5 protein-coding genes and 1 pseudogene are annotated in these 5725 nt (G+C 50.5%); 3 read left to right on the top strand and 3 right to left on the bottom strand.

The annotated features are described in order from the left end of the window. The 3 genes and pseudogenes from JX312_RS08265 to JX312_RS08255 all read right to left on the bottom strand — a co-directional run. A pseudogene (locus JX312_RS08265) lies at positions 1-390 on the bottom strand (acyl-CoA dehydrogenase); the annotation flags it as partial. Positions 391-395: 5 nt separating this feature from the next. Then, positions 396-1427, bottom strand: a complete 1032-nt coding sequence (locus JX312_RS08260) for an electron transfer flavoprotein subunit alpha/FixB family protein (protein WP_204457671.1) — start codon at positions 1425-1427, stop codon at positions 396-398. 5 nt (positions 1428-1432) lie between these two features. Then, entirely contained in the window at positions 1433-2302 is an 870-nt protein-coding gene (locus tag JX312_RS08255; protein ID WP_123405699.1) for an electron transfer flavoprotein subunit beta/FixA family protein, read from the bottom strand. Between the two features lie 250 nt (positions 2303-2552). Here JX312_RS08255 and JX312_RS08250 point away from each other — a divergent pair, with 250 nt between their 5' ends. The 3 genes from JX312_RS08250 to JX312_RS08240 form a co-directional block, all read left to right on the top strand. Further along, positions 2553-3767: a PD40 domain-containing protein gene (locus tag JX312_RS08250; RefSeq protein WP_123405698.1), complete on the top strand. Its 1215-nt coding sequence runs from the start codon at positions 2553-2555 to the stop codon at positions 3765-3767. 51 nt (positions 3768-3818) lie between these two features. Then, positions 3819-5297 carry a carbon starvation protein A gene (locus JX312_RS08245; RefSeq protein WP_204457670.1) on the top strand — a complete coding sequence of 493 codons (1479 nt, stop codon included), beginning with the start codon at positions 3819-3821 and terminating at the stop codon, positions 5295-5297. A gap of 2 nt (positions 5298-5299) precedes the next feature. After that, on the top strand, positions 5300-5725 hold a 426-nt coding region (locus JX312_RS08240), incomplete at its 3' end, for a PHP domain-containing protein (RefSeq protein ID WP_204457669.1).

The following is a 5725-nucleotide window of genomic DNA, read 5'->3' as shown; positions in this document are numbered from 1 at the left end:
GCTCACCATGTCGGCAGCCATGATGTAGGGAGTGATCGGGAAGTTCAGACCACCGAGACGGCGGGGCATCGACATGCCCATCAGACCCGCCTTGCGGCAAGCGTCAAGATTCTTCTTCGTGCCATCGGCATATATCACGCGGCTATTCTCCACGCGGGGACCGTTGTGATCCACATCCTCTGCGTTCTCGGCGATGATGTCGCCGCAGATCTCACCCACGATATCGAGCACGCGGTCATAGCTGTCCATAGCGTCCTCGAAATTCTGTGGTGCGTAGTCGAATTTGTCCGCATCGGCGAAGTTTCTCTCCTTGAGCTCCACAATCTTCTTCATCATCGGATGATTGAGGTGAAGTTTCAGAGCCTCGTTATCTGTATAGAAATTAGCCATCTTGTTTACTTGGAATTCTTTTTGTAATATTTGATTAATTTGGGAACGACATCCTCCATCTTGCCTGTGATCACGTAATCGGCGATCGTATTGATCGGAGCCTCGGGATCGGAGTTGATGGAAATGATGATCGAGCTGTCCTGCATTCCGGCGATATGCTGGATCTGACCGGAGATTCCGCAGGCGATATAAAGTTTGGGACGAACTGTCACACCGGTCTGTCCGATCTGACGGTCATGGTCAACCCATCCGGCATCCACAGCAGCACGGCTGGCGCCGACTTCTCCGCCCAGCACATCGGCGAGCTTGGCAAGCAGCTCGAAATTCTCCTTGCTGCCCACACCGTAACCGCCGGCAACCACAACGGGAGCACCCTTGAGGTTGACTTTGGATTTCTCGATATGACGGTCAATCACCTCAACCACATAATCTTCGGGTGAAGTATATTTGTTCACGTCAAGATCTATGACCTCGCCTGTATAGTTGGAATCCTTGACTTCCTTCTTCATCACACCCTCGCGCACTGTCGCCATCNGCGGACGGCAGTCGGGATTGACGATAGTCGCCACAATGTTGCCTCCGAAAGCAGGACGAATCTGAAGGAGAAGATCCTTGTACTCGGTTCCTGTCTTGGCATCCTTGTGGTCACCGATCTCAAGCGCGGTGCAGTCCGCTGTCAGACCGCTGTGAAGAGCTGACGACACGCGGGGACCGAGGTCACGCCCTATTGCCGTAGCACCCATAAAGGCGATACGAGGCTCAATCTCCTTAAATAAGTTTATAAGGATCGAACTATGAGGAAGCGATGTATAAGGATAAAGACGATGATCCTCCACTTTATATATGCGGTCAACGCCATAAGGGAAGATCTGTTTCTCGATATCTTTCAGTTTGTCGCCTGCCACTACAGCCTCAAGTTTGATGCCGAGCTTATCGGCAAGCGTGCGACCTTTGGTGAGGAGTTCAAGGCTGACATCAGCAACCTTACCATCCTCATATTCGCAATATACGATCAAATTATTCTTGTCTGTTGCCATAATGTTTAGCCGATAGTGTGGTTAGCGATTAATTCTTTGATGAGGCCTTCAAGTTCCTCGTCATTGTTCTCAATGCGACGTGCATCCTTAGCGGTGAAAACAACGTTCTCTATACCTTTCACCTTTGTCGGAGAACCGGCAAGACCGCACTGTGCGAGATCAGCCTCGACAGTAGCTGCTGTCCATTCCCCTATCTCAAGATAAGGACGCGCTGCAACGAACGCCTTCCTCTCTTCATCATTTGCTATTTCTGAAGGCACTGCGGCATATTTATACTTCTGAACATTGCGTGCGTTGCGAGGGCGGCATTCGTCGGCAGAACCGTTGACGGTAATCACGAGAGGGAGAGGTGCCTTGACTGTCTCCACCCCACCTTCAAGGCGACGCTTCACTACAACCTTGCCGTCTTTGACCTCGATGATCTCCTCGGCGTATGTCACCTGAGGAAGTTTCAGTTTCTCCGCGATCTGCGGTCCCACCTGGGCTGTATCGCCGTCGATTGCCTGACGTCCGCCGATGATGAGGTCATAATTCCCTATTTTGCGCACTGCTGCATTCAAAGCATATGATGTCGCGAGTGTGTCGGCACCGGCGAAAGCACGGTCTGAAAGCACTATGCCACGGTCAGCACCGCGATAAAGACCTTCACGGATCACCTCCGCGGCACGCGCCGGACCCATGGTGAGCAATGTCACCGTAGTGCCGGGATACATCTCTTTCAACTTAAGGGCCTGCTCAAGAGCGTTGAGATCCTCGGGATTGAAGATCGCTGGAAGCACCGCACGGTTGATTGTGCCGTCTTCCTTCATCGCATCCTTGCCGACATTGCGGGTGTCGGGCACCTGCTTGGCCAATACAATGATGTTCAAACTCATAATTTGTATATATTTTGTCTGTTGATTATTCTAAGTTCTCGAAATTCCACATTTGGCGACAAAGTTAATAAAAAATTCTTAAAAATGCTCATTTTTATTTCAGTTGTGCACCCGTTCTTATTTATATTGCTGTTGTCTGTATGAAATAATTTGATTAATTTTGCCATTGGCTATACCGCCTTGCCGCAGACTCGGAAACGGCTGCTGGTGCAGCGGAACAGCTGTATAATTCACCCAAACTGCGACATCAATGAATTGTTTTAAATATTTACCGGTCGCCTTGTTGTTTGCCGCCGGTGTGTCAACCGCTCCGGCTCAGACAGTGGAGGAATCGCTTGCCGAGGGGCGCGCGGCTTTCATGAGCTATGACTTCAAAGGTGCGGCGCGTCATTATGCCACCGCCCGAAAAAAAGCGAGAAAGAAAATCCCCGCCGAGCTGGAAGAGCAGGAAAGGGAACTGATGAAGGCGGAGAATTTCCTTGAACGAGTGGAAAAACTGGTGATTCTCGACAGTATCACCGTGCCCAAAACCGACTTCTTCAAAGCTTACAAGCTGCCGTTTTCTGCCGGTAATCTCGGCAATTCGGATGCGGTTCCTTTCGAGAATACGGATGCGGATTATGTTTTCACAAACGAAGGGAATGATTTCAAGATGTGGGCGCAGCCGGACTCGACGGGAACGTACAGAATCGTGGAATCGATCAGACTCACAGACGGCTCATGGCACGAACCCTCCGAGACTCCCGATGTACTCAACAACGGCGGCAACGCGATCTATCCCTTCATGATGTCTGACGGCGTGACTCTCTATTTCGCGTCAGACAACGGTGAATCGCTCGGCGGATATGACATATTCGTCGCAACACGCGACGCCGCCGACGGCGAATACCTCCAGCCGCAAAACATAGGCATGCCTTACAACTCCCCTTATGATGACTATCTGCTCGCCATTGATGAACTCAACGGCGTGGGATGGTGGGCGACCGACCGCAATCAGCTCGGCGACTTGCTTACAGTGTATCTTTTCAAGGTCAATGACCTGCGCAGGAATTACAATGCCGAGGAGACAGAGAACATACCGGATTTCGCATTCATCCGCGACTACAAGGCGACATGGGGCGAGGATGACTACACCCCTCTCCTTGAAGGAATCATGGCAATAACCCCGGAGCCTATAAAAAAACAGGTGGATTTCATATTCCCGATGAAGGGAGGTGTCACATACACCACGCTCGATGACTTCCGCACTCCGGGTGGAAAGACAATGATGAAGAAATATCTCGCGGCAGAAAAGTCTTTTAACGATAAACTTGCCAGACTTGCCGAAATGCGTCGTAAGTTTTCGATAAACAAAGGAAGTTCGATGAAAGCGCAGATACGCTCTCTTGAGAACGAAACTGAGAAAGACCGCGAGGCTCTGCGCAAGCTTCGCAGCGATGTCTACCGCACTGAAGAAGGCAGATAGCAGAACCGCGATATTGCCACATGACCAATTTCCGACTAACAAAGAAAAGTTATGCTTTCGTTTTCCATAGCACTCATCATACTTATAGCAGGATACTTCACATACGGCAGATTCGTATCAAAAGTTTTCGGACAGGATCCCGCTCGCCCCACTCCGGTAAAGCAACACGCTGACGGAGTGGATTTCGTGGAACTGCCTACATGGAAGGTTTTCCTCATCCAGTTTCTGAACATAGCGGGGCTCGGTCCCATATTCGGCGCGATAATGGGTGTGATGTTCGGTCCGGCTGCTTTTCTATGGATTGTTTTCGGCACCATTTTCGCCGGTGCCGTTCACGACTATCTTTCGGGTATGCTGTCAGTGCGAGACAATGGCGCATCGCTGCCGGAAATTGTAGGAAAACAGCTTGGAAACGGAATAAAGAACACCATGCGCGGTTTCTCGCTGCTGCTTATGATTCTTGTAGGGGCGGTGTTCGTATATAATCCCGCCGACCTGCTTGCCATGATGACACCTGAAAGTCTCGACCGACTTTTCTGGATAATTGCTATTTTCGCATATTACATGCTTGCCACTCTCCTGCCGATTGACAAACTTATAGGGAAACTCTATCCGGTATTCGGATTTGCCCTGCTTTTCATGGCTGTTGGAATATTGGCTGCACTTTATGCACACTCATCTTCAATGCCCGAAATATGGAGCGAATTTTACAACCATAAGGCAAATCCTGAGGCGAGTCCCATATTCCCGATGATGTTCGTATCTATAGCGTGCGGTGCGATCTCCGGATTTCACGCCACCCAGTCGCCGATGATGGCACGTTGTCTGAAAAACGAGAAACATGCGCGTCCCGTGTTTTACGGCGCTATGGTGACAGAGGGCGTCGTTGCTCTCATATGGGCTGCCGCTGCAATCACTTTCACCGGCGGTTACGACGGTCTGCAGAGTTTCCTTGGCAACGGCAGTCCGGCAATATTGGTCAACGATGTGTCGAAATCGTGGCTCGGCACAGTCGGAGGAATACTTGCCGTGCTCGGAGTAATAGCCGCCCCGATAACATCGGGCGACACCGCCCTTCGCTCCGCAAGGCTTATAGCAGCTGATTTCATGGGCGTGAAGCAACGCAAGATAACAAAGAGGCTCATGATCTCACTGCCTATTTTCGGAGTCTGCTTCATCATAATGATGCTCCCCTACGAGGCATTGTGGAGATATTTCGCATGGTGCAATCAGGTGCTGGCGGTCTTCACCCTGTGGGCACTCTCGGTCTATCTTGCGCGCAAGCACAAGTTGTATGTCATTACGCTTGTTCCGGCTCTATTCATGACTGCTGTGACTGTAACCTATATATTCTTCGCCCCTGAAGGCTTTGGTGCATTGACTGACCGTCTTTTCGGAGTCAGCATCGCCTATGAGTGGGCCCTTGCCGCAGGACTGGGCGTGACACTGCTCTTGCTTGTGCTGTTCGCACGTTTCCTTCGCCTCAATTCAGACAAGAGGCTTTCATTACCTACTAAAGTTGCCGAATAACCATGGATGTCACCGACATAACAGAATCAATCAAAAATACAAACAGATATAATTTCCATTCTCATACCGAATTTTGCGACGGCCACGCCCCCATGGCGACAATGGCGGAAGCCGCAGCCGGCGATGGCTTCGAAATCTGGGGGTTCACCCCGCATTCCCCCATTTGTCTCGACTCCCCGTGCAACATGAAGTCCGGAGATATCGGGACATATCTTGAAAAGGCTGCTGAACTTAAAGACAGATATGACGGCAGCATGAAAATACTGTCTTCTCTTGAAATAGATTATATCAGTCATGATTTCGGTCCGCATATCGACTATTTCCAAAATATGCAGCTCGATTACAGGCTTGCCTCGGTGCATTTTGTCCCGACTCAGGATGGTGTATGGCTCGATTGCGACGGCAAGTTCGAACGCTTCTCCCGATAT

The sequence above is a fragment of the Barnesiella sp. CU968 genome (genome assembly GCF_905219685.1).
GTDB lineage: Bacteria > Bacteroidota > Bacteroidia > Bacteroidales > Muribaculaceae > Lepagella > Lepagella muris_A.
The sequence above is the reverse complement of the archived record's forward strand: the minus strand, read 5'-3'. Positions and strand labels throughout refer to the sequence as shown.

Excerpts from the sequence above, each read along its gene's own strand:
- JX312_RS08255 (WP_123405699.1), bottom strand. The coding sequence starts at position 2,302 with ATGAGTTTGAACATCATTGTATTGGCCAAGCAGGTGCCCGACACCCGC.
- JX312_RS08250 (WP_123405698.1), top strand. The coding sequence starts at position 2,553 with ATGAATTGTTTTAAATATTTACCGGTCGCCTTGTTGTTTGCCGCCGGT.
- JX312_RS08245 (WP_204457670.1), top strand. The coding sequence starts at position 3,819 with ATGCTTTCGTTTTCCATAGCACTCATCATACTTATAGCAGGATACTTC.